The following is a 24,261-nucleotide window of genomic DNA, read 5'->3' on the forward strand; positions in this document are numbered from 1 at the left end:
CTCGTTCAAATCCTCTCCCATTGAAACGAAGCATGAAACTGCTAATTGGTGACAAGAACTACTCGTCATGGTCGATGCGGCCGTGGCTGCTGCTGAAGCACTTCGGCCTTCCGTTCGACGAAGTGTTGATCCACCTGAACGAGCCCGGCACGACTGCCGCGATCCTCGCTCACGCGCCGGCGGGCCCGGGCAAGGTGCCCTGCCTGATCGACGACGCGGGCCAGCCCGTTTGGGATTCGCTGGCGATCGCCGAGACACTGGCCGAGCGCTTCCCGCAACACGCGCTGTGGCCGCGCGATGCGGCGGCGCGCGCGCTCGCCCGCAGCGTGAGCGCCGAGATGCATTCGGGCTTCGGCGAATTGCGCTCGAACATGTGGATGAACATTCGCGCGTCGTTTCCGGGCAAGAACGCAACGCCGGGCGTGCTCGCCGATATCGCGCGGATCGAGACGATCTGGCGCGAGTGCCTGAGCGCGCATGGTGGACCTTTCCTGTTCGGCGAGTTCGGCATTGCCGATGCGATGTATGCGCCGGTCGCGATGCGCTTCAACACTTGGCAGCCGGCGTTGTCCGAAACCGCGTCGGCATACGTCGAGCGGATCACCGCGTTGCCCGCGGTGCAGGCATGGATCGACGCTTCGCGTCGCGAGACCCACGCGATTGCCTATCAAGACGTATGCCCATGAACATCTACGCGGTAGGCGGCGCGATCCGCGACGAGTTGCTGGGCGTACCGGTGCAGGACCGCGACTACGTGGTGGTCGGCGCGACGCCCGAGCAGATGGTGGCGCAGGGCTATCGACCGGTGGGCAAGGATTTTCCGGTGTTCCTGCATCCGCAGACGCACGAGGAATACGCGCTCGCGCGCACCGAGCGCAAAACGGCGGCGGGCTATCACGGCTTCCAGTTCTTCTATGCGCCGGACGTCACGCTGGAGGAAGACCTCGCGCGCCGCGATCTGACGATCAACGCGATGGCGCGCGAGGTGCGTCCGGACGGCGAGTTGAGCGGTCCGGTCGTCGACCCGTTCAACGGTCAGGCGGACTTGCAGGCGCGGCTGTTCCGGCATGTGAGCGACGCGTTCCTCGAAGATCCCGTGCGGATTCTGCGGATTGCGCGCTTCGCGGCGCGCTTCGTCGACTTCACGGTCGCGCCGGAAACGCTGACGCTGATGCGCAAGATGGTCGCCGAGGGCGAAGTGGATGCGTTGGTAGCCGAACGCGTGTGGCAGGAAGTGTCGCGCGGCTTGATGGAGAAAAAGCCTTCGCGCATGTTCGAGGTGCTGCGCGAGTGCGGCGCGCTGGCGCGCATTCTGCCGGAGATCGACGCGCTGTTCGGCGTGCCGCAACGCGCCGACTATCATCCCGAGGTGGACACCGGCGTGCACGTGATGATGGTGGTCGATCATGCCGCCCAGCAGGGCTATGCGCTGCCGGTCCGGTTTGCCGCGCTGACGCACGACCTCGGCAAGGCGACCACGCCTGAGGACGTGCTGCCGCGACATATCGGCCACGAGGGGCGCAGCGTCGATCTGCTCAAGCCGTTCTGCGACCGGCTTCGCGTGCCGAACGACTGCCGCGATCTCGCGCTGCTGGTGGCGCGCGAGCACGGCAACATTCATCGCGTGACGGAGATGGGGGCGGCGGCGTTAGTGAGATTGCTCGAACGCAGCGACGCGCTTCGCAAACCGGCGCGCTTCGCCGAAGCCTTGCAGGCCTGCGAGGCCGATGCGCGCGGCCGGCTGGGGTTCGAGATGCGCGACTATCCGCAGGCCGAGCGGCTCAGGGTGGCGCTCGTCGCGGCGCGCGGCGTGGATGCCGGTGCGGTGGCCAAACGAATGGCCGATGCGCCTGCCGGCATCAAGGACGCCGTGCATCAGGAGCGGGTGCGCGCGGTGGAAGCGGCGCTGCGCTAGGGGGCTTCGGTGGCGAGGCTGCCTTTGGCCTTCGCGGCGCAGGCCGCCGCGGTCAAAGGCAACGCGGACTTAGAGCACCCTCGCCAGCAGCGACAGGATCATCGACAGCACCAGCGTCGACATGAACGGAAACGGATACTCACGGCCGAACACGCGCAAGGTCACGTCGCCGGGCATACGGCCAATGCCGATCTTCCTGAGCCACGGCCAGCAGGCCGACAACACCGCCACCGCAACGAACGTAGTCAAGAGCCAGCGGATCATCACGAATTCCTAACGCCCAATCAGGCAAAAAATCACAACGTGTGTGAGCGGTCGCCGCTGGAAAACGCCTGCAGCGTATCGTCCAGCCCGCGCGAAAAGGCGATCACCTTGAACAGTTCGCCCATCTCCGCTTCGGACAACAGCTTCTGCACCGCATTCGCCGCGGGCAGGAAGCGCGCCGTGTCGGCCGGATCGATTTCCGACAACGCGTCGGTGATGCCCGCATTCAGCAAGAAGCGCGCTTGCGACGTGAAGCCCAGCAAATCCGCGCCCGTCTCGACACCGGCTTCGGCGATCCCGGTGAATTCCACGTGCGCGGTGATGTCCTGCAACCCCGGGTAGAGGAAGGGATCGCCGTGCGCCCGATGCCGGTAATGGCACATCAGCGTGCCTTGCGCGCGCTGCGCGTGGTAGTACTCGTGGCGCGGGAAACCGTAGTCGATCAGGAACACCGCGCCGCGCGCGAGCATCGTGCAGACGGTGCGCGTGAAGGCGCTCGCGGCTTCGTGGGTTTCGGTCAGGTAGTCTTCGCCGGCAGTGTCGATGTCCGCGAGCAATGCGGTGTCCGCTGCCGCGGATACCGGGCGATCGTCGAACGCAAACGCCTCGTCGCGCCACACCACGCCACGCTCGTGCCAGACGCCGCCGGTTGCCGCGAATAGCCGCACGGGCATTGCATCCAGCACTTCGTTGCCGACCACCACACCCTCGAAGCGCTCCGGCAACGCGTCCAGCCAACGGACTTTCGCCAGCAGCGCGGGCGCAGCCGCCGCGACCGTCTCACGTTGACGTTCGCGCAATTCGCCCGACAGATCCACGATCGAGTAGCCGTCGAACTCGGCGCCCAGCGCATCGAGCGCGTTGAGCAGGCCGGCGGCCAGCTTGCCGGTGCCGGCGCCGAATTCCATCACCTCGCGCGTGCCGCTCGCTTCCAAGGCTTCGGCCAGCGGGCGCGCAAGCGTCGCGGCGAACAACGGCGACAACTCCGGCGCGGTGACGAAGTCGCTGCCGTCGTCGCCGCGCAGACCGAATTTGCGCGCGCCACCGCTGTAATAGCCGAGTCCCGGCGCGTAAAGCGCGCGCTCCATGTAGCGGTCGAATGGCAGCCAGCCGCCGGCGCTGTCGAGCTCCGCGCGCAGCCGCGCGACCAATGCTTCGGACTGCGCCAGCGCGCTTGGGCCGGGAGCAGGTAAACTATCGGGTTGATGAGCTTTCGGATTCATCCCCGCATTGTAAATGACCGCCCCTCTAGACACCGCCGCTGACCGCGCCCCTGAAACGCCCCGCGTCGTGCTGATTACCGGCGCTGCCCGCCGCATCGGGCGCGCGCTCGCGCTCGGTTTTGCGGCGCGCGGCTGGGACGTGGCGGTTCACTACGGCGCGTCGCGCGAAGAGGCCGACGAAGTGGTCGCGCAAATCGCCGCGCTGGGCCGCCGGGCGGTCGCGCTGCACGCGGAATTGGGCGACGAGGCGCAGGTCGAGCGGCTGTTGCCGGCCTGTACGGCGGCCATGGGCCGGCCGGTGTGCATCGTCAACAACGCGTCGCGCTTCGAGGAAGACACGGCGCGCAACGTCGGCTACGACCTGCTGCTGAAGCTGACCGCGATGAATCTCGGTGCGCCGCTGGTGCTCGCGCGCATGCTGTTCGAGGCGACGCCGGAGGCCGCGCGCATCGACGAAAGCCAGCGCGCGGTGGTAATCAACGTGCTGGACCAGAAGCTGTACAACATGAATCCGGATTACCTGTCGTACACGCTGTCGAAGGCGGCGCTGCAAACCGCCACGGTGGCGCTGGCGCAGGCGCTGGCGCCGAAGGTACGCGTAGTCGGGCTCGCGCCGGGCCTCACGATGCAATCCGCCGACCAGACGCAGGACGGTTTCGAGGCCGCTCACCGAATCACGCCTTTGGGCCGCGCGTCGCGGCCCGAGGACGTTGTCGCCGCCGCGCTGTATCTCGCGGATGCAGCCGGCGTCACCGGAACGACGCTGGTGGTCGACGGCGGGCAGCATCTCGTGCCGCTGCCGCGCGACGTTATGTTTTTGACGGGCGCCTGAGGCGCCCCTTTGCGTGCCCCGCACGCTTTTTTCGACTGGAACGAACATGTTTGCCGCTCTTTCGCACCCCCGGCTCGCCGATTGCCGCCGGCTCTTTCTGCGCAACTACGAAGTGCACATCAACATCGGCGTGCACGATTTCGAAAAGCGCGGCGAACAGCGCGTCGTGATCAACGTCGAACTGTTCGTGCCGCTCGCGCTGTCCACGCCGGTTCAGGACAAGCTGAACGAAGTCGTCGACTACGATTTCATGCGCTCCACCATCTCGCGCCGCGTCGAGCAAGGTCACATCCACTTGCAGGAAACGCTGTGCGACGACCTCGTCAGGACCATGCTCGAGCACCCGCAGGTGCGGGCCGCGCGCGTGTCGACCGAGAAGCCGGACGTGTACCCCGACTGCGACGCCGTGGGCGTCGAAGTTTTCCGAATCAAAGAGGATTGAGCCATGAATGCTCCGGAAATCCTGAACGACAGCGCGCCCGCCGCGAAGGCCAAGTCGCCGCTCACGCGCCGCGAGCAGAAGGAAGCGTACGAGAACAACAAGCTGTTCAAGCGCCTCGCGCGCCAGGTCGGCGAGGCGATCGGCGACTTCAACATGGTCGAGGAAGGCGACAAGGTGATGGTCTGCCTGTCGGGCGGCAAGGACAGCTACGCGATGCTCGACATCCTGATGCGGCTGCGCGAACGCGCGCCGATCAACTTCGACATCGTCGCGGTCAATCTCGATCAGAAGCAGCCGGGCTTCCCGGAGCACATCCTGCCGCAATACCTGAAGCAGCTCGACATTCCGTTTCACATCGAGAACCAGGACACCTACAGCATCGTCAAGCGGCTGGTGCCGGAAGGCAAGACCACCTGCTCGCTGTGCTCGCGGCTGCGGCGCGGCATTCTGTACCGCGTCGCGGGCGAACTCGGCGCGACCAAGATCGCGCTCGGCCATCATCGCGACGACATCCTGCAAACGCTGCTGCTGAACATGTTCTACGGCGGCAAGCTGAAGGGCATGCCGCCCAAGCTGCAATCGGACGACGGCAAGAACATCGTGATCCGGCCGCTCGCCTACGTGAAGGAAACCGATCTGGAGAAATACGCGGAGTTGCGCGAATTCCCGATCATTCCGTGCAATCTGTGCGGCAGCCAACCCAACCTGAAGCGCGCCGAGATGAAGGCGCTGATCCGCGACTGGGAGAAGCGTTTCCCGGGGCGTATCGAGAACATGTTCAACGCGCTGTCGAACATCGTGCCGTCGCATCTGATGGACCACAAGCTGTTCCCGTTCGCGGGCCTGCGCGCAACCGGCGAGGCCGATCCGCAAGGCGATATCGCGTTCGACGAAGAGCCGTGTTCGACCGGTAACGAAGATGGCGCCATGCTCGGCGCGTCCAAGCCGATTTCGATTGTGCAGTTCGACGATCTTTGACGGAAACGCCCGGGAAATGGGCGGTTCCGCGCTATTGCACCCGCCGTCCAATGCGCGTCAGCGCGCCTTTTACGGCATGTGGCGCATGATAGAATCGTCGGCCACAAACTGACTGATTGCCGACGCCATGAACATCGTGATTTTGGCGGCAGGCACCGGCAAGCGCATGCGGTCCGCGCTTCCCAAGGTGCTCCATCCTCTGGCCGGCAGGCCGCTTCTCGCTCACGTCATCGACACGGCTCGCGCGCTCGAACCCGCACGGCTCGTGGTCGTGATCGGCCATGGCGCCGAAGCCGTCCGCGAGGCGGCTGCGGCGCCGGACGTGCAGTTCGCGGTGCAGGAGCAGCAGCTCGGCACTGGCCACGCGGTCCAGCAGGCGCTGCCACTGCTCGATCCGTCCGCGCCCACGCTGGTGCTGTACGGCGACGTGCCGCTCACGCGCGCCAGCACGCTGCGCGCGCTGACCGAACGCGCGGGGCAGGGCGGCTATGGCGTGCTGACCGTCACGCTCGACGACCCCACCGGTTACGGGCGCATCGTGCGCGACCAGCAAGGCAAGGTGTCGCGTATCGTCGAACAGAAGGACGCGAGCGCCGAGCAACTGGAGATCGCTGAAATCAATACCGGCATCATCGTCGCGCCGACCGAGCGTCTCGCCGGCTGGCTCTCGGCGTTGAAGAACGACAACGCGCAAGGCGAGTTCTATCTGACCGACGCGGTCGAAATGGCTATCGAAGCGGGACTCGAAGTCGTCACCACCCAGCCCGACGACGAGTGGGAAACGCTCGGCGTGAACAGCAAGCAGCAGCTTGCCGAACTCGAACGGATCCATCAGCACAACGTTGCCGATGCTTTGCTGGTGGCGGGCGTGACGCTCGCCGATCCGGCGCGCCTCGACGTGCGCGGCACGCTCGAATGCGGCCGCGACGTGTCGATCGACGTGAACTGCGTGTTCGAAGGCCGCGTGACGCTGGCCGACAACGTCACCGTCGGGCCGAACTGCGTGATCCGCAATGCGAGCATCGGCGCCGGCACGCGCGTCGACGCGTTCACGCATATCGAAGGTGCCGAAGTCGGGGCCAATGTCGTACTGGGCCCATATGCGCGCTTGCGCACAGGCGCAACGCTGCAAGACGAGTCTCATGTCGGTAACTTCGTCGAAGTGAAAAACGCGGTGCTCGGTCGCGGCTCGAAAGCAAATCACCTCACGTATATCGGCGACGCGGATATTGGCGCGCGCGTGAATATCGGCGCGGGTACGATCACCTGCAACTACGACGGCGCGAACAAATCCCGCACGATCATCGAAGATGACGTGTTCGTCGGTTCGGACACGCAACTGGTCGCCCCGGTGCGCGTGCAGCGCGGCGCGACGATCGCGGCGGGCACGACGGTCTGGAAGGACGTCGAAGCCGAAGCGCTGGTTCTGAACGATAAAAAACAGACAAGCAAAACGGGCTATGTTCGCCCGGTCAAGAAAAAGAGCTGATGGGCGTGATGCGTGCGCGAAGCGCGCTCCCTGAAACCCAGCATTGAAAAGGAATGAGCCATGTGTGGCATTGTCGGCGCGGTTGCGCAACGTAACATTGTTTCCGTCCTGATCGAAGGACTGCGGCGCCTCGAGTACCGTGGCTACGATTCGTGTGGCGTCGCGGTGCTGGACGAAAACGGACCGAGCCGTGCGCGCAGCGTCGCGCGTGTCGCCGATCTCGACGAGCAGGTGCACGAGGGCCATCTCGAAGGCATCACGGGTATCGCGCACACGCGCTGGGCGACGCACGGCGCCCCGGTGACGGACAACGCGCACCCGATCTTCTCGAGAGATGCGCTCGCATTGGTACACAACGGCATCATCGAGAATTACGAATCGCTGCGTGAAATGCTGCGGGGCAAGGGCTACGAGTTCGTCTCGCAAACCGATACCGAGGTTATCGCGCACCTGATTCACAGCGTGTATCGCGGCGACCTGTTCGCCGCCGTGGGTGAAGCGATCGCGCAATTGCACGGCGCGTACGCTATCGCGGTGGTGCACAGGAATCAGCCGCATACGGTGGTCGGCGCGCGGCAGGGCTCGCCGCTGGTGGTCGGGCTCGGCGACGGTGAGAACTTCCTCGCCTCGGATGCGCTCGCGCTCGCGGGCAGCACCGAACGTTTCATCTTCCTCGAAGAAGGCGATGTGTGCGAACTGTCGCTCGACGGCGTGCGTATTGCCGATCGCGATGGCAACGATGTGCAGCGCGACGTCCGTCAGGTCGCGGCTTATGGCGGCGCGGTCGAACTCGGCCCGTATCGCCACTTCATGCAGAAGGAAATTTTCGAGCAGCCGCGTGCGATCACCGACACGATTCCGCAAACCGATTCGTTCGACGCGTCGATCTTCGGCGAGGCTGCCGGCGACGTGTTCGCGCAGATCGACAGCCTGCTGATTCTCGCGTGCGGCACGAGCTATTACTCGGGCCTGACGGCGAAGTACTGGCTCGAATCGATCGCGAAGATTCCGACCCAGGTGGAGATTGCCAGCGAGTATCGCTACCGCGAGTCGGTGCCGAATCCGAGGTCGCTGGTGGTGGTGATTTCGCAGTCGGGGGAAACGGCGGATACGCTTGCGGCGCTCAAGCATGCGCAGTCGCTCGGACACAAGCACACGCTGGCGGTATGCAACGTCGGCACGAGCGCAATGGTGCGTCAGACGGAGTTGTCGTTCCTGACGCACGCGGGCCGCGAGATCGGCGTGGCGTCGACCAAGGCGTTCACGACGCAACTGGTCGCGCTGTTCGTGCTGGCAGCCACGCTGGCCAAGCTGCGCGGTCATCTGAACGACGAACAGGAAGCCGACTACCTGAAGCAGTTGCGCCACTTGCCGGCCGCGTTGAATAGCGTGCTGGCGCTGGAGCCGCAGATCATCGCGTGGTCGGAAGAGTTTTCGCGCAAGGAACATGCGCTGTTCCTCGGGCGCGGCATGCATTACCCGATCGCGCTCGAAGGCGCGCTGAAGCTCAAGGAGATTTCGTATATCCATGCCGAGGCTTATCCGGCCGGTGAGTTGAAGCACGGGCCGCTCGCGCTCGTGACCGAAGCGATGCCGGTGGTGACGGTAGCGCCGAATGACGCGCTGCTGGAAAAGCTGAAGTCGAATATTCAGGAAGTGCGCGCGCGCGGCGGCGAGCTTTATGTATTCGCCGATGCGGATACGAAGATCGTCAACGATGAAGGGCTGCATGTGATCCGGATGCCGGAGCACTATGGTTTGCTGTCGCCGATTCTGCATGTCGCGCCACTGCAGTTGCTGGCGTATCACACGGCGTGTGCAAGAGGCACGGATGTGGATAAGCCGCGGAATCTGGCGAAGTCGGTGACGGTGGAGTGAGGGGCGACTCGCGACACATGCTGAGTTGCATTAATGTCGGTCACGAGGGCGCTTCCAGGTCGCTCAACCTTGCCTGACCGCAGGCTAGCCGCAATTAATGTCGAAGGGGCGCTGGAGATTTTTCCCGCGCCCTTTTTTGTGACTGCCCTCCGGACGCGGCCGAGGAATCGCTGCCAGCGCGTCCGCGCTGCGCTTGCTGAGATAAGGAGAGGTCTTTTCGCAAAGCCGTCCAACTTCACCGGAGTCGGCCCACTCCAAGCATGTTCTTACCGCGAACCCTCCCGCGTTTTTTCGCTGCGACGAAGGCCTATGCTTCGACGAATGACGAACACGCCCGCAGCAATCGCAATGAGTAAGACAAGCATCAGTCCAGCGCCCAACCCTGTGCTGCTGCGAGATTCACCGACGCCGGAAGCCGAGGATGGGGTCACTGGTGAAGAAACCTGGCTCGCGACCGGCTGCGGGAGCGCAACGCCGGCCGCGCTACCCTGACGCACAAGCGATGCTTCGGAGGTTGGTAATGCCGCCGCGGATGCTGGTAGGCCTTGAGTCGCAGAAAGAGCGTCTGCATCGGAAGTAGGTCCGACAGGGGCTACTTCCGTCGCGGAGGCAATAGCAGGCATAGGCACAACGGCGGCATTTGCTTCGACCGACCTGGCAATTGTTTTCCATTGCGCAAATACCGTGTCAATGCAGTGGACGTCGGAGCAGGCGTTTCGCGATTGCCTCCATCGGGTAAGCTGCTCGGGCGATAGCTTCCCGCTATTCAGCAAGGCCTGCTGCTCAGCCGCGATATCGTCGTACTCGTTGTCGAGTATCGCGTGGTCGCATATGACGCGCTCGGCGGGTTGCCGCGTGGTAGCGCATTGAATATCGCTCGCCCATGCCCCGGTCGAGCTGAGGGTTGCCATGGAAAACAAAAATGCCAAACATCGTCTCGGATGCATTAGTCCTCCTTTTGAACCGGTTGCCGCAGGGCCGGCGCTTGGCGAGACAATGCAAGTCGAACGGCCAACGGGTCACGGTTCTTGAGACCGCGCCACACCAGCCAAGTTGCCGTCCGGCATCTTAAGGACCAGGCGCGACGTCGCATCGTCGGCGCAGGAAGGCAGTGGCGTTGCAACAAGCCGAGGTCTAATCCATTGAAAAGACAACAGCCGCCATGTCGTCGACCTGCGTGAAGCTGCGGGCGAAACGATAGAGCTGGCCGTTGATTTGCACCTCGTTCACGCCCGAAAAAGTCGACTCCAGCATACTGTTTGCCACCGATGTTGCAATCGTAGCAATCTGCTTCAGGTCTTCGCGCAGACCCGCGGGGTCGCCCAAATACACGATGCAGACATCGTCGGTGGGCCGCATCATCACGATGCTCGTCGCGCTATCAAGTGCACGCTCCAGATACGCCGCGAGTGTTCGCAGGGATTCCGGAACGTCTTCCGGCCCGGTGGCCAACTCGTTGTGGTCCGTCATTTGTAGCTCCGGTGACTTACGGCCAGGTAACCGAATTAATGTACCTCTGCACATCGAGAAAATGTCTGCAGGGTAGAAAAAAGTTTTCAACGTTCGGCAACAGGGAGGGAAAAGACGTCCATCTCGCTGAACGAATAGCAGTGAGTCGATGGGCCGCCATTCCCGATGGCCGCTTCCGTTTTCCGCTTTCGAAACGCCGAACGTCACGACGAGTGCTTGGCCGTTCTGGCGTGAACATATGTTCGAGACGGTGCTCTACAGATTGATCCGCGTCCAACGCGCCGTGTTTCATCATCGCGGCTATCATGCAGTCCCGGCCACCCATGGCAGCTATCTGGTCACTGGGTTATCGCATGAGTCTCCTGCTACGTCTAATACTTCTGTTGTTGAGCAGCGCTCGCCGCAGCCGGCTGCATGTGCTCGACACCTGCGTCACGCCGTTTCGCGTCTGGATAAACGATCTCGACGTATTGCTTCACATGAATAACGGACGCTATTTCACGATCCTCGATCTTGCGCGCGTCGATCTGATGATGCGCAGCGGCCTGTGGCGGCAATTGAGAGCAGAAGGTTGGTATCCGGTCGTCACACTGGAAACGCTGCGCTTTCATCGCTCGTTGGAGCTGGGTGATCGCTATGACGTACACACTCGCGTTATCGGCTGGGATGAAAAGCACGTCTTCATCGAACAGGGCTTCGTGCGGGGCGATGTGCAAGTCGCGCTGGCCGTTGTTCGGGCGCGGTTCCTGAAACGAAAGGGCGGTACCGTGACGACTGCCGAATTGCTCGCACTGGCGGCCATTACTCAAGCGTCGCCGGTGTTACCCGAGTGGGTCGCGAGCTGGAGCGAGGCCGAGGGCGGAATGGCGTTTCAGCCGTCTTCTTCGACGTAACCGGCTGCGGTGCAATCGGGCGGCGCCACGCCGCGCGAAGCAGTCGGCAACGTAGACCCGCGCGCAATGCGTTCATCGTCGCGTGCAGCGGCGAAAACACGAAGTCTCGCAGCAGACCGGACCACGTGCTGTCCAGAGAACAGAGTCTTCCTGAGCGGTTCGATCGTCAGCGCCGGCGCAGGCAACAATCAATTCCTTGCCAACGCGACGGCCACGGCCGAAATAAACTCGGCCCGCACGCTGTCGCCGACTCTCAGCCGAGCGAGCGGAATGTCCTGCGCGGCTCGCAATACCTGCTGGTGCCGTGGTCCACGCAGCGTCACGAGGCGGTTCTTGCGATCGATCTTCGTCACCGTCGCGACAACTCGCACCCGATGCGGGGACGACGTCGTCCCCGCCGATGCAGGAATCGCCATGGTCGTCTCGACGCGCTCACGCATCCCTTTTGTAGCGAGCTTGTCGATGCGAAGCAGTAGTGCCTGTTGATAAGCCAGGTTCAGCTTGTCGCTGACGCGCAGCCAAGTGACGTCGACCAAGGCGGGATTCACGTCCACGTCGGCAAGTTTGTCGCGCGGGCCGCGTCGCGTCGCGCTATTGGTGGCGGCATTGATCGCGGCAACGCGTACCTGCGCATGAACGACGTTCGCTTTCCCGAGTGCAGCTTGCGCGGCGTCGTATCCGACGTCGGCGTTCTGCGCAAAGCCGGGTTGACTGGCTGCGGCCGTCAGCACGGTCATCAGCGCGGCCGCGTTTCACATGACAGCAGCCGCTGAGCCCCTTCCGCGCAGACTAGCCATTCGTTGCTCCGAAACGATCGCGCGAGGCAACCGCCGGCGGATCGCCGTACGCCCTCCTCACAACTCCGGGCGCGCCAGGTCGCTGGCCACGATGTGTTCGCCGTACACCTGAGCGGCTGCAATCGCCTCCAGTTTGGACGGATACGGGCCGAGCTCCGGGGCGCCGTCGAACGGAAACAGCACGCGACCGTCGGTGGACCGTATTACTTTCAACACGCCAAAGAAACGCCGGTAGCCGGCCATCTTCGACATGGCCGATACTTCGAAATCGTCCTCCGATGTGCCGGGGACGCTGGGAATAAACGCAATCTTGCTCATACCTGAAAACATCTCTTGTTCGATGGGACGGCATCGGTGGGAAACGTCAAGCCTACACCCGGTTGTCCGCCACCCTGTTCACGGGCGGCGTTCATTGTCTCAAATACGGGGGAGTTCAACCGGCAACGGGGAGGGGTCGACGTAATTAAGCTGTGGATGGAGCGGCAGCATCTTGAAGCTTCGCTGCTCGCGACACTGGAGCATTGTCGAACTCGATCACTGTCTTGAGTCACAAATGCAACTAACGGAACAGAAGCCAAGAGTCAAAAAACCTGTTCAGCAATCCGGCTGCGAGCACTCCGACACACCGACCCTCGATTACGATCTGAACGCGAACGGAGTGAGGTGAACAGCGCGGGAAACCCATCATCCTTGATTTAAAAAGAGAAATTGCGCTCGCCGGACGCCTCGTTTCGGGGCGACGCTATAATGCCCCGGTCCTCATCCTTCCATTCCCGTCATGAGCCGGTTACTTTGCCTGATCGTGCTTTCGCTCGGCCTGATGCAGACCGCAACGGCCGACGAGAACACCGACCGCATGTCCGCGTATCTGACGCACAAGTTCGGTCTCGCAAAAGATAAAGCTCAAAAGATTTCCGACGCGGTGCAATCCGCTGCTTCGAAATATTCCCTCCCGCCGGCGCTTCTGCTGGCCATCATCTCGATCGAATCCCGCTTCAAGGAAAAGGCCAAGGGTGCCAACGGTGCGACCGGCCTGATGCAGGTGGTGCCGCAGGCTCATCGCGGGCTGCTGAGGAACGTCAAGGACCTCACGGAGCCGACCGCGAACATCGAAGTGGGCTCGGCCATCCTGTACGGCTACATGCGCTCGGCCAACGGCGACCTGAACGCCGCGCTCAAGAACTACGGCGGTTCAAAGGCCTATGCGCAAAAGGTCAGCTTGCGCGCCGAAGATTTCGCCGGGATCGCCCCGTCGCAAGACCCCGGCCAGCATCCTGAAACGGCCGCCGACACTTGCAAGGATGAGCGTTGCCAGGCGCCCGGTTACTGGGCGAACGCGTTTACGGTGCCTGCAATCACTGCCGCAGCCCAAGCGAGCAGCGCCGCGGCGAGTGGTTTGCCTGCGGCACCGCACTGAGCTGGTTTTTCCTTTCGTTTTCTTTCCTCCTGCGGCGCTACAACCCGCCGCGGTAGTCGTTCGTCATGCAGTGCAAGGCGGCGCGCGGCTGACATTGCATGCTTTTTACGCACACCGGGCGACCCGCTCTACAATGCATTTCCATTCGCGCTCACACAGCGTCCCTTGCAATCGACCATGTTGACCTCGCTTTCCAGAACCACGACCTCGGCCCTGTTCGGCCTATTGATCCTCGCCGCGTGCAGCAGCGCACCGCAACCGAAATTTCAGCAGGAATTGTTCGAAACCGGCGCGAGTCCTTACGCACGCAATTTCAATTCGAGCACCACGGATAGCTGCGAAGCCGCGCGCCGCGCCCTGCTGAGCCAAGGCTACCTGACGACGATGACCGGCAACGATACCGTCGACGGAACCAAGAACTTCCAGCCGACAGGCGACACCCACGTCGTCGTCGAGTTTCATGTGGTCTGCACGCCCGGCGAGGAGGCGAGCGATACCAGCATCGTTTACGTCAACGCCGTGCAGAACGGCTTTGCGCTGAAGAAAAGCGATACGTCGGCAAGCGTCGGGCTCAGCGTGCTGGGTTCGCTGTCGCTGCCGATCCGCTCGAACAGCGACGCGATGGTCAAGATCTCGAGCGAAACCATTCCGTCGGGCAAGTTCTATGACCGCTTCTTCGGTCTCGTGGATCACTATCTGCAGACCGTCGTGCGCACGCAGCCGGTTGCCAATAGCCACATCGAAACGCGTCTTCTGCCGATGCCGGTCGAAGTGACGACGCCCACGCTCGTTCCCGACTTGCCTGCGCCAGTGGGTCAGGCCACCGCGGTTCAACCGGCAAGCGGAGTTCTCGCGTTGCCCTGAGGTGCGGTTCCGCGTGAACGAACGGTTAGGGTAGGGCTGATCAAGACCGCTCAGCCTTCGATCTCATCGCGCAGCGGTACTTATCCTAAGTCTTTTACTTCATACGTATACATATGTAGTAGTAGTTAACAAGGATCGACCGCCTCTGTGGATAACTCGCAAATGTCCCATCGCATCAATGTCATGCGGAATCCATAACCCTGCGGAACGAGCCTGTAGAAAAACTACAAAGCGGGGATAACTCTGACGCGGCCCTCTCGCGCGTCCCCTTTATCAAGAATCCGCGCACAGGCTGTCCTATGCGCTATCCCAAAGTTATTCATACATCTGTGTGGATAACTTACCTCCCCGGCCATTTCTTCTACAGGCCGTCGAGCCGGGCACTTCCGGCGCAAAGAGCGCTCGCCAGCGTACAGACGCTCATCTGCCGAGCGCGCACATTGAGACTGGACGGTACGAAGATTGCGTGTCTCTTTTTGCAAGCGCAACTGTTGCTAATTAGCGAAAAACATTTCGGCAACGCCCATCCAGGCATAGAGTTAAAGTGTTTTCTGAAGTTATTGGTGCAGTGCGGGGGGTGTATGAAACGCAGATCAGCACGACAGCTCGTCCGTCTTCTCGCGGATATCCGACATGCCACCCATTGCAGCACGCTGCGGGCGGTAGCCACCAACCGGGCCATCGCCCTCGCATCCGAGGAAGCCGACGCGGACGCCGCCGGCGGCGACGACAACCCTGAATCCCCGCGCGATGCGCGTCAGGACAAGCCGCTCAGGAGCGGATCATGAGAGCCGCGAGCGAACAGTCGCTGCGTTTTCTGGTGGAGAAGTGGCTCGCACCGGCGCAGTCCGCGCCGGTCCACGTCACCGAATTCAGCCGCACCCGCGTGGGAGGCCGGCGTTATGTACGCGTCGAGACGTCTGCCGAGGGCGGCACACGAAGTCTCTTCTTCTTTCGTCACGACGACGGCTGTTGGTGCGTGTTTCCGCCGACGGGCGATACGTCGAATGTTTTTGCTCATCCGCGCGCGGCGTAGCTGATGCACCCAGGGTGAGGGGCGCCGGGCGGGTCGCGGAGCGTCTTCGGCGTCTCGAGCGAGGCGCGCTGGCTACGCTACGCCGTCACGACGCCTGACGCACGCGCCCACGCCCACGTCGCCAGCCTGGCATCACCTGACACACGATCAAGCCCGCCAGCATCAGTGCGCAGCCAAACATCGCGCGTGTCGACAGCGTTTCGCCCAGCACAAGCCAACCCGCGAGCGCGGCGAACACCCCTTCCATGCTGAAGATTACCGCCGCGTGCGAAGGTGCCGCGTACTTTTGCGCGACCACCTGAATCGTATAAGCGACGCCCACGGACAGTGCTCCACCGTAGGCGATCGTCGGGCCGGCGCGCGCGATCACGGCAAGACTAACCGGCTCGATGGCGAGGCCGACCACGAGGCATGTCGCGCCGCACGTCACGAATTGCACGAGTGCGAGCATGAGCGTGTCGTGGCGCAGTGCGAAGCGCCCGACGAGCATCATCTGCACGGAGATCACGAGGGCGCCTGCCAGTTGATACCAGTCGCCGTCACGCATCGAAAAGTGTTCGTCGACGCTCAGAAAATACATGCCGACGGCCGCCAGCGACGCGCCGAGCCACGTGGCAACGCCGGTGCGGTGCCGAAACAGCACGCCGAGCAAGGGCACGATGAGCACGTATAGCGAGCTGATGAAGCCGGCGTTGGCGACCTTGGTGTATTGCAGGCCGATCTGCTGCAAGGAGATCGACGCGGCCAGCACCACGCCGAGCAGCGCGCCGGCGCCGAGCAACTCGCGTGCGCCGCCGGGTTCGCGCTTCGACAGTTCGGCGAGCGCGGAGCGCCGCACGCACACGATCAGCGTCAGCACGACGAGCGCGCCGAGCAAGAAGCGCAAGCCGGTGAACAGGAACGGTCCGATCGCATCGAGACTCAGGCGTTGCGCGACGAATGCGGAGCCCCAGATCATCGCGGCGATCAGCATCAGCAGATTGGCGCGCAGGTGTTGGCGGGTGTCGGGATTCACGGGCGGTTGTTCGAGTGGGACGGTTCTTGTGAGGCGTTCGCGGCGTTTCGGGCAGGCGGCGCTGTGCGCGCGATGCAACGCGGAGGGACTTCAACGCACGCGCGCTGCCCTGTTCCGAATCGCCCACATGATACGCGGGCAGCCGGCCATTATCGGAACGACGGGTGGGTGGCCACGGCGTCGGTCGGTTTGCATTGAACCGCCTTCCCGTGCACACCGTCCAACTCGCGCGATAATCGCGCAACAGCTGTTCGGCCCAACGACACCTCACGCCACCCCGCCGACTTTCAAACAACCGCGATGGACGACAAAGACTGGATCGCCGGCGCCGCGAAGGCGTTGGCAATCATCGAAGCATTCGACGAAGAGCATGCCCGCATGACGCCGACGATGGTGGCCGCCCGCGCGAGCCTGTCGCGCACCGCAGCGCGTCGTTACCTGTTGACGCTGCGCGAGCTCGGCTACGTGGACACCGATGGCAAGCTGTTCTGGCTCGCGCCTCGCGTGCTGCGGCTCGGCCAGTCGTATCTGGATTCGGCGCGCCTGCCGCGCACCGTCCAGCCGTTTCTCCAGCGCATCACCGCGACGGTGCAGGAAACCGCGCTGGTCGCGATCCTCGACGAACACGACGTGGTGTACGTCGCGCGCAACGGCGTGAACCGCACGATGGCGGTCGGCTTCGTGCTCGGTTCGCGCGCGCCGGCGCCGTTGTCGTCGGCGGGATTGGTGTTGCTGGCGTTCCAGGCGCCCGAAAACATCGATCATTGGCTCGCGTCCTATCCGATCAAGGTGTTCACGCCCTATACCTACTCGACGATCGAACGGCTGCGCGAAGTGCTCGGTGAAATCCGCCGCAACGGTTACGTGGTCACCGACCAGCAACTTGAACTGGGGGTGCGCGGCGTCGCGGTGCCGTTGCGCGACCGGCATGGCTCGGTGGTGGCGGCGATCAGCGTCAGCATGCCGATCGGCCAGGAGTCGGCGCACACCGCGCTGCAGCGCGTGTTGCCGACCCTGCAGGAAACCGCCAGCCTGCTGCGCAATCTCGTCTGAGCACAGCTAGGTAATGTCCCTGGTATGGAATGCTTAGCGATCGAAAGCACGTCGAAAGCAAGCTGTCTCCCGGAAAATACATATCGAGTTTTGCGCATGACAAACCGCCTACACCAGGTAATACTCTCCGCGGGGAGCGGGGAGGCCCTCGTGCCTTGCCTGCTTTACCGCGCAGCTTATTTCATTCACATTGACTCAGTCGTAAAGGTTTGGGGAACAACACATGAAAAAAGTTATCGTCTCGCTCGCAGCCGCATCGATCGCGCTGGTCTCCGTTCAAGCTTTCGCACAGGCATCGGACGCAGCAGCGCCGGCCGCAGCAGCTAGCGCGCCGAAGAAGCACCACTCCAAGCACCTGAAGACGCATGGCAAGCGCGCTCCGGTTTCGGCAGCAGCTTCGGCCGCCGGCACGAACGACAAGGGCACGCAAAACTAAGCTGACGTCCGGTTCGCCTGGCGAGCCGGCGCGGTGCGCCGCTAGACGGCCAACGTCGCGCGGGCGCGCAAAAAGGCGTTGTCAGCAAAAAGGCCAGAGCACACGCTCTGGCCTTTTTGCATGGACGGCAGGGTGATACGGCGATCAGCCCGCGAGACCACGCTTGATCACTTCGTTCAGCAGGCCGGTCATACCCTCGGGATGCGTGGCGGCACGCGTTTTCAACTCGGTGACCAGTTCGCCGTTCAGCTTGCACGCGAACGCCACGAGGCCTTGCGCCTGATCGAGCTTGCGTTGCTCGCGGCGATCGAGCTTCGGCTCGGCGGCTGCGGCTTTCCCGAAACGCTCGGCCGTCGATTGCTTCATTGCGTTGTTCAGTTTGAGCGCCTTGTTTTTTTCAAGGTCGGTTTTTTTCATCGCCATACGGAAGGCCTCTGCCAGATAAGTAATCCCGCATTGTACGCACCGCGCCGTGCGTCGCGGGAAAGGCGGCGCTCAGAGCCGGCAGCAGCTCGCAGCAACCCATAGGCCGACGCGCGTGAGCCGCGAACAGGCGCAGAGCTTCAGGACCGTCAGCGCGAACCCCGAACGGTGTTTAACCTGGCCGCTCCGGCGCCACCGCCACGCTATCGATCAACGCGCGCATCCGCTGCCAGTGCGTGCCTTCCCAAAATACGCGCCGGCACACATCGCAGGTGACGAACTGGTTGTGCCGCTCCAGTACGCCATCGGGTGCGCGGGCGCCGACTTCCTCCTTCGCGATTCGCCGCAGCGGCGCATTGCACATCAGACACAGACGGAACGGTTGCGCGCTGCCGGCCAGATCGAGCCGTTCGAATACTTCGCGCAATTGCTCGCGCGGCTTGAGCGTGCGGACATAGCAGCCATGCGTGATGCTGCGGCGTTTCAGCAGCTCACGGTCGCGTGTCAGCACGATGCGTTGTTGCGCAACGCAAAGCGCTTCGATATCGGCGTCGGGATAGTGGTTGTCGTATAGCGTGTCGAAGCCGGCTAGCCGCAGCAGCGGCGCGAGGCCGCCGAGATGCGCGTCGGCGATGAAACGCAGCACGCGCAGCGGCCGTTCGCGCACGCGCAGGAGCGGGCGGATGTCGAGCGCCTCGAACTTCGGATAAACGGCGATGCGGTCGCCGTCCACCAACGGATGGTCGAAACCGACCGATTCGCCGTTCACCAGAATCAGTTCGACTTCGGTGTGCGGCACGCCGAGCGCTTCGATCATGTGCTTCGCGCTCGCGTTGGACGCGCAGGCGTAGCTGAACGCGCGCCGGCGCAGCGGCCGGGCGAGAAAGTCGTTCAACTCCTCATAGAAGCGGAATGTCGCGGTGACCATCGCAGCAGTATCGCACTGTGTTTTGTTGCGCGCTGCCCTGCACGTGTCGCATCGGTGTGCTTTACTTCGAGTTCTTTAGAAGACGGAGCGACAGATGGACATCGGTTTTATCGGTCTCGGCGAAATGGGCGCCGTGATGGTTGCAAACATTCTGAAAGCCGGGCATCAGGTGCGCGTGTGGAACCGCTCGCCGGAACGGGCGCAGCCGCTGGCCGATCTCGGTGCGCTGGTCGTCGCGACGCCGGCCGAAGCGTTTGCGGGCGACGCGGTATTCTCGATGCTGGCCGACGATAGCGCATTGCGCGAGGTCGTTACCGCGTCATTGCTGGAGCATGCTCCGCGTGGCCTGATCCACGTGAACATGGCGACGATCTCGGTGGCGCTGGCCGAGGAGCTGGCGACCGCGCATGCGTCGCGCGGACTCCATTACGTGGCGGCGCCGGTGTTGGGGCGGCCCGACGTCGCGGCTGCGGGCAAGCTGACGATCGTTGCCGGCGGCCCGGCCGAGGCGATCGACCGGGTTCAGCCGGTGTTCGACGTGATCGGCCAGAAAACCTGGCGCATCGGATCGCTGCCGCAACAGGCGAACGTGATGAAGCTCGCCGCGAATTTCATGCTCGGCGCGGCAATCGAGACGCTCGGTGAAGCGGCTGCGATGGTGACGGGGCATGGGCTCGCGATGCAGGATTTTCTCGACGTCATGACGAGCGGGCTGTTCACGGGTCCGGTCTATTCGGGCTACGGCAAGATGATCGCGGAGCAGCGCTTCGAGCCGGCGCTGTTCAAGGCGCGTCTCGGGCTGAAGGATCTGCGCCTCGTGCTCGCCGCAGCCGATTCAGTAGCGACGCCGATGCCGATCGCCAGTGTGGTGCGCGACAGCCTGATCGAAGCCGTGGCGCACGGCGACGGCGAGAAGGACTTGGCGGTGCTGGGCCAGGTGGCGGCGCGGCGAGCCGGGCGTTAAAAGAGCGAGGCGGCGCGTGCGGGAAGCCGCTCGCTGCTGCCTCGGACGCAGACGCGGAAGCGGGTCTCGCGCGGACACATTTGCAAACAAAGCCTCAAACAAAGCCTCAAACAAAGCCCCCGCCGGGCGGGCATAATAGCCGCCCGATCCCAATCCGCTTCGATTCTCATGACTCTGCATACCTGGTGGCTGTTTGTCGCCACCGTCTTTGTCGTTTCCGCGATTCCCGGTCCGAACATGCTGCTCGTGATGACGCACGGCGCCCAGCACGGCTTGCGCCGTTCGAGCGCGACCATGGCCGGCTGTCTGTCGGCGCTGGTGCTGATGCTCGCGGTGTCGGCGGCGGGACTCGGGGTCGTGCTCGCGGCATGGCCGGCCATGTTCAACGCGCTGCGCATGATCGGCGCTGCCTACCTCGTCTATCTGGGCATCAAGGCATGGCGCGCACCGGCTGACGAAGCCGCCGCCGATAGCGTCGACGAACTCGCCGCCAGGCCCGCACATTCGCGTTTCGCGCTGTTTCGCAACGGTTTTCTGGTGGCAGGCAGCAACCCGAAGGCCATTCTGTTCGCGGCCGCGTTGCTGCCGCAATTTATCGATGCCACGCAACCCAAGCTGCCGCAATTTGGCGTGCTCGTGGCGACCTTCGCGGCGATCGAGGTGAGCTGGTATCTCGTGTATGCGGGGTTCGGCACCCGCATTGGCGCGAGACTGAAGAGCCGCAGCGTCGCGCGAACGTTCAACCGGCTGACGGGCGGGGTGTTCATCGGCTTCGGCGCAATGATGGCGCTGGTGCGCCATTAAGCTGGCCGCATTCGCACACGCCCGGAGCGTTGTATTTGAACAACATTGAGGGTCAACCCTAATTTTCATGTTGCGACGCACCAAATCGTTTGTTATAGTTCGTTTGTCTCCTCCATGTCTCCTCTGATATGGATTCAGCCCGCCCACATAGGCGGGCTTTTTTTCGCCCAAAGTTTGCCGGCGTCGGCTGTATAAACGGCGCGCGGAAAAACAAAGCCGGCTGACCCTTTTGCATGGAGTCGCCGGCTTTGTCGTATGAGTGCGGAACTCAGACCCTGTAGGAGACGGCCAGCAAGGAGATGACCGGATCGGCCTTCAGGTCCGCCTTCGACACCTTTAACGCCGTGCCATCCGCCGCCTTGATGATGACCGGCGACGTGGTCTTCAGCGGAATGTAGGTGGCCGAGGCCACGAGACCCCAGTGATCGGTGATGTTGTGCGCGAGACCGGCAACACCGGCGCCATGACGAGGACGCCTTCGCCGACACCTGCGTCTGCCCCGCTTGCTGGCGCCCGCGGCCAGCACCGCGCCGAGGTTGTACTGCGTCGACTTGACGAAGTTGTCGCTGAGCTGGATGTCGGAGAACCAGTTGTACGACACGCCGAGCCACTTCCGCGTGTAAGTCATCGCCGTCGCGTCGATGTTCACCTGGACGACTTCACCGCTTCCCGCTCCGTCCAGATAGGTGGTTCGGACGATGTCGGCGGTAGCGGGGCATAATGCGGCCGCGCTGATACCCGTGGGGACAGGCCTGCACGCCGCAGATCGCGCCCGAGCATTGCGGGGTGTCGATCGAGCCTAGATTATCGGCTTTGCCGCCGCGGCAAACGACGAATAATGGCGCTGTGGCAAGGGCCATTGCGCGGCCGAGATTAATGGCGTGCGACATACCGCTGTCTCCGTTCATGTAACTGTACGAAGTAATTTCGCTGCGCGGTTAATCGCTGTCAATTGAATGAGCCGTCTAAAAAGATCGATTCAAACAGCGTGAATTTCGGCGCGTGCGCACTGCACGGACACTTGCGGCCCTTTTAAACACAAGGTGATTTCGCGAACAGACGGCGCCGTTGGACCGCCGCACGCCCCTAGTGGGCAAGCGTTATGGCAAATAGGGTCTATCATCTTCGAGCGATCGTTCGCGAAAAATTCGGTATTTCCCCATATGCGGAAAACTGTGCGAGGCGAGCGAATTAAAGGAATGGATTACCGGTCGTCGACGGCGTTGCGATTTCTTTTTTAGAAATTCGGACTAATACCAGTCGAGTTTGCAATGAGAATTAACGCGAGTGGCTTTTAAAACAAAAAAGCCGGTCTTTGCAGACCGGCTTTTCGATGGAAGCGACGGCAAACGGCCGTCGATACCTCGGCTATTAGCGCTTCAAGCCGCTTTCTTCGGCCGCGCCGATGGCCAGATTCATACACTGGATCGCCGCGCCCGATGCGCCCTTGCCCAGATTGTCCAGTCGCGCGACGGTCACGAAGCGCTCTTCGTTGCCGAACACGAACAGGTCGACACGGTTGGTGTCGTTGTTCGCCTGCACGTCGAAAAAGCCGCTGTCCAGGTTCGCGTCGGCATCGAACGGTGCGACGCGCACGAAGGCTTCGCCGGCGTAGTACTCGGCGAACAGCGCCTGCACGTCTTGTGGCGTGGCCTTCTTCGCCAACTGGTTCGGCGAGAAGAACGTGGTGACGGCGAGACCCTTGTAGAAGTCGCCGACGATCGGCGTGAAGATCGGCGCCGAAGTCAGACCCGTGTGCGCCGCCATTTCCGGCAGATGCTTGTGCGTGAGGCCGAGCGCATAGGGACGCGGGCTCTTGAGCTTGTCGTTACCGCCGGCTTCGTAGTCGGCAATCATCTTCTTGCCGCCGCCGCTGTAGCCGGTGATCGAATAAGCGTGCGCGGCGAAGTCGGCCGCGACCACGCCCGCTTCGACGAGCGGACGCATTGCCAGCACGAAGGCTGACGCGTGGCAGCCAGGCACGGCGATGCGCTTGGCCGTACGCAGACGCTCGCGTTGCGTACGGGCCAGTTCGGGAAGGCCGTACGCCCAGTCGGCGGAGGTGCGGAACGCGGTGCTCGCGTCGATCAGCACGGTGCGATCGTTGGCGACCAGCGAAGCGGATTCGCGCGACGCGACATCGGGCAGACACAGGAACGTGACGTCCGACGCGTTGATGAGACGGCGGCGCTCTTCGAGGTCTTTGCGCTTCGCTTCTTCGATACGCAGGATCTCCACGTCGGCGCGTTGCGACAGGTATTCAAAAATCTTCAGGCCGGTCGTGCCTTCCTGTCCGTCGACAAAAACTTTCGTGCTCATCTCGATCTCACTCGCTTGCTGGAAACGGGGCGCGACGCCGCGCCGGAACGCTATTTTAAGACCTCACGGCGGCGGACGTGCGAAACGGGGCGAAAAAAACGACGATGCGCGCCGAAAGTGACATCGGCGTGACCTGTTGTGCGGTAGATACCAGCCGATGCCGCCCGGTTCACGACAGAGCGGCGGCGCGTTAGCCGCGCGCGGCGATCCACCGTGCCGTCACGCCGGCGACGCGGGCGCCGAACATTCGCGCCGTTTCCAGATCGCCGGCGGGTGGCGCCTCTTCCGGCGACGCGTCGGCCGGCGATTGCGTGAGCAGGCCGGTCGAGCCGCCCACGTAGTTCAGATCGTTGCGGGTCGCCGCCTTGGTGTTCGACGGCATCATGCCGGTGCCCGCCCAGATCATGCCGTGTTGCATCGCGAGCGTGACGAGATACTGGATCGTCGAGAACTTGTCGCCGTTCATGGTCGCCGAGTTGGTGAAGCCGGCCGCGATCTTGTCTTTCCACGTTTGGCCGAACCACGGCTTTGAACTCGCGTCGGCGAATTTCTTGAAGTCCGCCGACGGACCGCCCATGTAGGTCGGCGCGCCGAAGATGATGGCGTCGGCGCCGGCCAGTTCGGTCCAGGCCGCGTCGTCGATTTCGCCGACCGGCAGGAGCCGCGACTGCGCACCGGCTTCGATGGTGCCCGCGAGCACGGCTTCAGCGACCTTCTTCGTGTGGCCGTAGCCGCTGTGATAAACGATGACGATCTTCGACATGAGGTTCTCCGGCAGTAGTGAAACAGGATGGGATCAGGCGCAGCAATGGTGCGCAGGG

Annotated in this window: 26 protein-coding genes and 2 pseudogenes; 16 read left to right on the forward strand and 12 right to left on the reverse strand. The window is 63.0% G+C overall.

Annotated elements, in window-relative coordinates; translation table 11 throughout:
* The first annotated feature begins 32 nt into the window (after nt 1-32).
* Together HV770_RS29175 and HV770_RS29180 are read left to right on the forward strand one after the other, a co-directional pair.
* The gene (locus HV770_RS29175; protein ID WP_175165017.1) at nt 33-686 is read left to right on the forward strand and encodes a glutathione S-transferase family protein; all 654 of its coding nucleotides are present in this window, start codon (nt 33-35) and stop codon (nt 684-686) included.
* Complete coding sequence (locus HV770_RS29180; protein WP_175165018.1) at nt 683-1,915, forward strand: multifunctional CCA addition/repair protein; 1,233 nt, start codon at nt 683-685, stop codon at nt 1,913-1,915. Before HV770_RS29175 ends, HV770_RS29180 begins: the two co-directional genes overlap by 4 nt.
* Before the next feature lie 69 nt (nt 1,916-1,984).
* Here the strand turns inward: HV770_RS29180 and HV770_RS29185 are convergent, their stop codons facing one another.
* Both HV770_RS29185 and HV770_RS29190 read right to left on the reverse strand, forming a co-directional pair.
* Complete coding sequence (locus HV770_RS29185) at nt 1,985-2,179, reverse strand: DUF2905 domain-containing protein (protein WP_121315949.1); 195 nt, start codon at nt 2,177-2,179, stop codon at nt 1,985-1,987.
* Between the two features lie 32 nt (nt 2,180-2,211).
* Complete coding sequence (locus HV770_RS29190) at nt 2,212-3,402, reverse strand: class I SAM-dependent methyltransferase (RefSeq protein WP_175165019.1); 1,191 nt, start codon at nt 3,400-3,402, stop codon at nt 2,212-2,214.
* Nucleotides 3,403-3,415: 13 nt separating this feature from the next.
* Here HV770_RS29190 and HV770_RS29195 point away from each other — a divergent pair, with 13 nt between their 5' ends.
* The 5 genes from HV770_RS29195 (at nt 3,416) to glmS (ending at nt 9,021) form a co-directional block, all read left to right on the forward strand.
* Entirely contained in the window at nt 3,416-4,234 is an 819-nt protein-coding gene (locus HV770_RS29195; RefSeq protein ID WP_175165020.1) for an SDR family oxidoreductase, read from the forward strand.
* Nucleotides 4,235-4,280: 46 nt separating this feature from the next.
* Nucleotides 4,281-4,676 carry a dihydroneopterin aldolase gene (locus tag HV770_RS29200; protein WP_149669888.1) on the forward strand — a complete coding sequence of 132 codons (396 nt, stop codon included), beginning with the start codon at nt 4,281-4,283 and terminating at the stop codon, nt 4,674-4,676.
* Between the two features lie 3 nt (nt 4,677-4,679).
* On the forward strand, nt 4,680-5,654 hold the full coding sequence (ttcA, locus tag HV770_RS29205) for a tRNA 2-thiocytidine(32) synthetase TtcA (protein ID WP_175165021.1): 975 nt from the start codon (nt 4,680-4,682) through the stop codon (nt 5,652-5,654).
* A gap of 127 nt (nt 5,655-5,781) precedes the next feature.
* Nucleotides 5,782-7,143 carry a bifunctional UDP-N-acetylglucosamine diphosphorylase/glucosamine-1-phosphate N-acetyltransferase GlmU gene (gene glmU, locus HV770_RS29210; RefSeq protein ID WP_175165022.1) on the forward strand — a complete coding sequence of 454 codons (1,362 nt, stop codon included), beginning with the start codon at nt 5,782-5,784 and terminating at the stop codon, nt 7,141-7,143.
* Nucleotides 7,144-7,203: 60 nt separating this feature from the next.
* Nucleotides 7,204-9,021 (forward strand): glutamine--fructose-6-phosphate transaminase (isomerizing), encoded by a 1,818-nt coding sequence (gene glmS, locus HV770_RS29215; protein ID WP_175165023.1) that lies wholly within the window; start codon nt 7,204-7,206, stop codon nt 9,019-9,021.
* A gap of 1,134 nt (nt 9,022-10,155) precedes the next feature.
* Here the strand turns inward: glmS and HV770_RS29220 are convergent.
* Entirely contained in the window at nt 10,156-10,491 is a 336-nt protein-coding gene (locus tag HV770_RS29220; protein ID WP_175165024.1) for a hypothetical protein, read from the reverse strand.
* A 323-nt stretch (nt 10,492-10,814) separates the two neighbouring features.
* Between HV770_RS29220 and HV770_RS29225 the strand changes: the two genes are divergently transcribed.
* Nucleotides 10,815-11,384: a thioesterase family protein gene (locus HV770_RS29225; protein WP_246291282.1), complete on the forward strand. Its 570-nt coding sequence runs from the start codon at nt 10,815-10,817 to the stop codon at nt 11,382-11,384.
* 188 nt (nt 11,385-11,572) lie between these two features.
* Here HV770_RS29225 and HV770_RS29230 read toward each other — a convergent pair whose 3' ends face one another.
* On the reverse strand, nt 11,573-12,121 hold the full coding sequence (locus HV770_RS29230) for a hypothetical protein (RefSeq protein ID WP_175165025.1): 549 nt from the start codon (nt 12,119-12,121) through the stop codon (nt 11,573-11,575).
* A gap of 117 nt (nt 12,122-12,238) precedes the next feature.
* Entirely contained in the window at nt 12,239-12,499 is a 261-nt protein-coding gene (locus HV770_RS29235) for a DUF6723 family protein (protein ID WP_175165026.1), read from the reverse strand.
* Between the two features lie 460 nt (nt 12,500-12,959).
* Between HV770_RS29235 and HV770_RS29240 the strand changes: the two genes are divergently transcribed.
* The 4 genes from HV770_RS29240 to HV770_RS29255 all read left to right on the forward strand — a co-directional run bounded on the left by HV770_RS29240 (nt 12,960) and on the right by HV770_RS29255 (nt 15,498).
* The gene (locus tag HV770_RS29240; RefSeq protein ID WP_175165027.1) at nt 12,960-13,598 is read left to right on the forward strand and encodes a lytic transglycosylase domain-containing protein; all 639 of its coding nucleotides are present in this window, start codon (nt 12,960-12,962) and stop codon (nt 13,596-13,598) included.
* A 177-nt stretch (nt 13,599-13,775) separates the two neighbouring features.
* Nucleotides 13,776-14,462 carry a DUF2242 domain-containing protein gene (locus HV770_RS29245; protein WP_175165028.1) on the forward strand — a complete coding sequence of 229 codons (687 nt, stop codon included), beginning with the start codon at nt 13,776-13,778 and terminating at the stop codon, nt 14,460-14,462.
* Between the two features lie 299 nt (nt 14,463-14,761).
* Nucleotides 14,762-15,250, forward strand: coding sequence for a hypothetical protein (locus HV770_RS38965; protein ID WP_246291284.1), 489 nt, complete (start codon nt 14,762-14,764; stop codon nt 15,248-15,250).
* Nucleotides 15,247-15,498 (forward strand): hypothetical protein, encoded by a 252-nt coding sequence (locus HV770_RS29255; protein ID WP_175165030.1) that lies wholly within the window; start codon nt 15,247-15,249, stop codon nt 15,496-15,498. The genes HV770_RS38965 and HV770_RS29255 overlap by 4 nt, the downstream gene beginning before the upstream one ends.
* An 85-nt stretch (nt 15,499-15,583) precedes the next feature.
* Here HV770_RS29255 and HV770_RS29260 read toward each other — a convergent pair whose 3' ends face one another.
* The gene (locus tag HV770_RS29260) at nt 15,584-16,513 is read right to left on the reverse strand and encodes a DMT family transporter (protein ID WP_175165031.1); all 930 of its coding nucleotides are present in this window, start codon (nt 16,511-16,513) and stop codon (nt 15,584-15,586) included.
* A gap of 300 nt (nt 16,514-16,813) precedes the next feature.
* Between HV770_RS29260 and HV770_RS29265 the strand changes: the two genes are divergently transcribed.
* Together HV770_RS29265 and HV770_RS29270 are read left to right on the forward strand one after the other, a co-directional pair.
* Nucleotides 16,814-17,566 carry an IclR family transcriptional regulator domain-containing protein gene (locus HV770_RS29265; protein WP_175165032.1) on the forward strand — a complete coding sequence of 251 codons (753 nt, stop codon included), beginning with the start codon at nt 16,814-16,816 and terminating at the stop codon, nt 17,564-17,566.
* A gap of 223 nt (nt 17,567-17,789) precedes the next feature.
* Complete coding sequence (locus HV770_RS29270) at nt 17,790-18,002, forward strand: hypothetical protein (protein ID WP_175165033.1); 213 nt, start codon at nt 17,790-17,792, stop codon at nt 18,000-18,002.
* A gap of 144 nt (nt 18,003-18,146) precedes the next feature.
* Here HV770_RS29270 and HV770_RS29275 read toward each other — a convergent pair whose 3' ends face one another.
* On the reverse strand, nt 18,147-18,425 hold the full coding sequence (locus HV770_RS29275; protein ID WP_121315932.1) for a hypothetical protein: 279 nt from the start codon (nt 18,423-18,425) through the stop codon (nt 18,147-18,149).
* Nucleotides 18,426-18,597: 172 nt separating this feature from the next.
* On the reverse strand, nt 18,598-19,353 hold the full coding sequence (locus HV770_RS29280; RefSeq protein WP_175165034.1) for a Mut7-C RNAse domain-containing protein: 756 nt from the start codon (nt 19,351-19,353) through the stop codon (nt 18,598-18,600).
* A 94-nt stretch (nt 19,354-19,447) separates the two neighbouring features.
* On the opposite strand from HV770_RS29280, the gene HV770_RS29285 reads away from it, so the two are divergent.
* Together HV770_RS29285 and HV770_RS29290 are read left to right on the forward strand one after the other, a co-directional pair.
* On the forward strand, nt 19,448-20,317 hold the full coding sequence (locus HV770_RS29285) for an NAD(P)-dependent oxidoreductase (protein ID WP_175165035.1): 870 nt from the start codon (nt 19,448-19,450) through the stop codon (nt 20,315-20,317).
* Between the two features lie 168 nt (nt 20,318-20,485).
* Entirely contained in the window at nt 20,486-21,121 is a 636-nt protein-coding gene (locus HV770_RS29290; protein WP_175165036.1) for a LysE family translocator, read from the forward strand.
* Between the two features lie 268 nt (nt 21,122-21,389).
* Here HV770_RS29290 and HV770_RS29295 read toward each other — a convergent pair.
* The 4 genes and pseudogenes from HV770_RS29295 to HV770_RS29310 all read right to left on the reverse strand — a co-directional run.
* Nucleotides 21,390-21,728, reverse strand: a pseudogene (locus HV770_RS29295) (OmpW family protein); the annotation flags it as partial.
* Nucleotides 21,726-22,011 (reverse strand): annotated as a pseudogene (locus HV770_RS29300) (DUF2957 domain-containing protein); the annotation flags it as partial. The pseudogenes HV770_RS29300 and HV770_RS29295, both read right to left, overlap by 3 nt.
* A gap of 481 nt (nt 22,012-22,492) precedes the next feature.
* On the reverse strand, nt 22,493-23,440 hold the full coding sequence (gene argC, locus HV770_RS29305; protein WP_175165037.1) for an N-acetyl-gamma-glutamyl-phosphate reductase: 948 nt from the start codon (nt 23,438-23,440) through the stop codon (nt 22,493-22,495).
* 190 nt (nt 23,441-23,630) lie between these two features.
* Nucleotides 23,631-24,203 (reverse strand): flavodoxin family protein, encoded by a 573-nt coding sequence (locus HV770_RS29310; protein WP_175165038.1) that lies wholly within the window; start codon nt 24,201-24,203, stop codon nt 23,631-23,633.
* Nucleotides 24,204-24,261: the final 58 nt, after the last annotated feature.

This window comes from Paraburkholderia fynbosensis (genome assembly GCF_902859935.1).
GTDB classification, from domain to species: domain Bacteria; phylum Pseudomonadota; class Gammaproteobacteria; order Burkholderiales; family Burkholderiaceae; genus Paraburkholderia; species Paraburkholderia fynbosensis.

What these genes read in the sequence shown, in the direction of transcription:
- HV770_RS29175 (WP_175165017.1), top strand. Translation starts at nt 33, where the DNA reads ATGAAACTGCTAATTGGTGACAAGAACTACTCGTCATGGTCGATGCGG.
- HV770_RS29180 (WP_175165018.1), top strand. Translation starts at nt 683, where the DNA reads ATGAACATCTACGCGGTAGGCGGCGCGATCCGCGACGAGTTGCTGGGC.
- HV770_RS29185 (WP_121315949.1), bottom strand. Translation starts at nt 2,179, where the DNA reads ATGATCCGCTGGCTCTTGACTACGTTCGTTGCGGTGGCGGTGTTGTCG.
- HV770_RS29190 (WP_175165019.1), bottom strand. Translation starts at nt 3,402, where the DNA reads ATGAATCCGAAAGCTCATCAACCCGATAGTTTACCTGCTCCCGGCCCA.
- HV770_RS29195 (WP_175165020.1), top strand. Translation starts at nt 3,416, where the DNA reads ATGACCGCCCCTCTAGACACCGCCGCTGACCGCGCCCCTGAAACGCCC.
- HV770_RS29200 (WP_149669888.1), top strand. Translation starts at nt 4,281, where the DNA reads ATGTTTGCCGCTCTTTCGCACCCCCGGCTCGCCGATTGCCGCCGGCTC.
- ttcA (WP_175165021.1), top strand. Translation starts at nt 4,680, where the DNA reads ATGAATGCTCCGGAAATCCTGAACGACAGCGCGCCCGCCGCGAAGGCC.
- glmU (WP_175165022.1), top strand. Translation starts at nt 5,782, where the DNA reads ATGAACATCGTGATTTTGGCGGCAGGCACCGGCAAGCGCATGCGGTCC.
- glmS (WP_175165023.1), top strand. Translation starts at nt 7,204, where the DNA reads ATGTGTGGCATTGTCGGCGCGGTTGCGCAACGTAACATTGTTTCCGTC.
- HV770_RS29220 (WP_175165024.1), bottom strand. Translation starts at nt 10,491, where the DNA reads ATGACGGACCACAACGAGTTGGCCACCGGGCCGGAAGACGTTCCGGAA.
- HV770_RS29225 (WP_246291282.1), top strand. Translation starts at nt 10,815, where the DNA reads ATGGCAGCTATCTGGTCACTGGGTTATCGCATGAGTCTCCTGCTACGT.
- HV770_RS29230 (WP_175165025.1), bottom strand. Translation starts at nt 12,121, where the DNA reads ATGACCGTGCTGACGGCCGCAGCCAGTCAACCCGGCTTTGCGCAGAAC.
- HV770_RS29235 (WP_175165026.1), bottom strand. Translation starts at nt 12,499, where the DNA reads ATGAGCAAGATTGCGTTTATTCCCAGCGTCCCCGGCACATCGGAGGAC.
- HV770_RS29240 (WP_175165027.1), top strand. Translation starts at nt 12,960, where the DNA reads ATGAGCCGGTTACTTTGCCTGATCGTGCTTTCGCTCGGCCTGATGCAG.
- HV770_RS29245 (WP_175165028.1), top strand. Translation starts at nt 13,776, where the DNA reads ATGTTGACCTCGCTTTCCAGAACCACGACCTCGGCCCTGTTCGGCCTA.
- HV770_RS38965 (WP_246291284.1), top strand. Translation starts at nt 14,762, where the DNA reads ATGCGCTATCCCAAAGTTATTCATACATCTGTGTGGATAACTTACCTC.
- HV770_RS29255 (WP_175165030.1), top strand. Translation starts at nt 15,247, where the DNA reads ATGAGAGCCGCGAGCGAACAGTCGCTGCGTTTTCTGGTGGAGAAGTGG.
- HV770_RS29265 (WP_175165032.1), top strand. Translation starts at nt 16,814, where the DNA reads ATGGACGACAAAGACTGGATCGCCGGCGCCGCGAAGGCGTTGGCAATC.
- HV770_RS29270 (WP_175165033.1), top strand. Translation starts at nt 17,790, where the DNA reads ATGAAAAAAGTTATCGTCTCGCTCGCAGCCGCATCGATCGCGCTGGTC.
- HV770_RS29275 (WP_121315932.1), bottom strand. Translation starts at nt 18,425, where the DNA reads ATGGCGATGAAAAAAACCGACCTTGAAAAAAACAAGGCGCTCAAACTG.
- HV770_RS29280 (WP_175165034.1), bottom strand. Translation starts at nt 19,353, where the DNA reads ATGGTCACCGCGACATTCCGCTTCTATGAGGAGTTGAACGACTTTCTC.
- HV770_RS29285 (WP_175165035.1), top strand. Translation starts at nt 19,448, where the DNA reads ATGGACATCGGTTTTATCGGTCTCGGCGAAATGGGCGCCGTGATGGTT.
- HV770_RS29290 (WP_175165036.1), top strand. Translation starts at nt 20,486, where the DNA reads ATGACTCTGCATACCTGGTGGCTGTTTGTCGCCACCGTCTTTGTCGTT.
- argC (WP_175165037.1), bottom strand. Translation starts at nt 23,440, where the DNA reads ATGAGCACGAAAGTTTTTGTCGACGGACAGGAAGGCACGACCGGCCTG.
- HV770_RS29310 (WP_175165038.1), bottom strand. Translation starts at nt 24,203, where the DNA reads ATGTCGAAGATCGTCATCGTTTATCACAGCGGCTACGGCCACACGAAG.